This is a genomic window from Micromonospora sp. AMSO31t (assembly GCF_008868175.1).
Taxonomy (GTDB): Bacteria; Actinomycetota; Actinomycetes; order Mycobacteriales; family Micromonosporaceae; genus Micromonospora.
The window spans coordinates 1-526 of the sequence record NZ_WBKT01000334.1; the positions used below are offsets into that span (position 1 = coordinate 1).

The 526-nt window shown below is 64.4% G+C and carries 1 protein-coding gene; it reads right to left on the minus strand.

The window, feature by feature from the left end:
• The coding region (locus F8274_RS30825) for an ATP-binding cassette domain-containing protein (protein ID WP_151465915.1) at positions 1 to 433 on the minus strand (433 nt) is incomplete at its 3' end.
• Positions 434 to 526: the final 93 nt, after the last annotated feature.

Genomic DNA, 526 nt, shown 5'->3' on the forward strand with positions numbered 1-526 from the left:
AGTAGGCATAGACCTTTTCCAGGTCGGCCCGGATCGCCGCCGCGCCGTCACGCCGCGTGAACGCGCCGGTGAGCAGATTTTCCTCGACCGTCAGATGGCCGAAGCAATAGCGGCCCTGCATCACCTGGATGCAGCCACGCCGCACCACCTCATTGGGCGAAAGCGCTTGCACTTCGGCGCCGTCGAACACGATGGCGCCCTTGGTCACCTCGCCCCGCTCGGAATGCAGCAGATCGGAGATCGCCTTAAGCGTCGTGGTCTTGCCGGCGCCATTGGCCCCGAGCAGCGCGACGATGCCGCCTTTCTGCACCGCCAGCGACACGCCTTTGAGCACGAGGATGACGCGGTCGTAGACCACCTCGATATTGTTGAGCGCAAGGATGGCGTCGGCCGCCGGCTCCGGCGCAATTTTCGTCGGCAAGGCGGTGGGCATGCTGGCGCTCGCCTCAGCTTTTCCCGCGGGCAACACAGCCTGAAATGCGGCACTGCCGACCCGGGAACGTTACAAACTGCGTTGCTTGCGAAT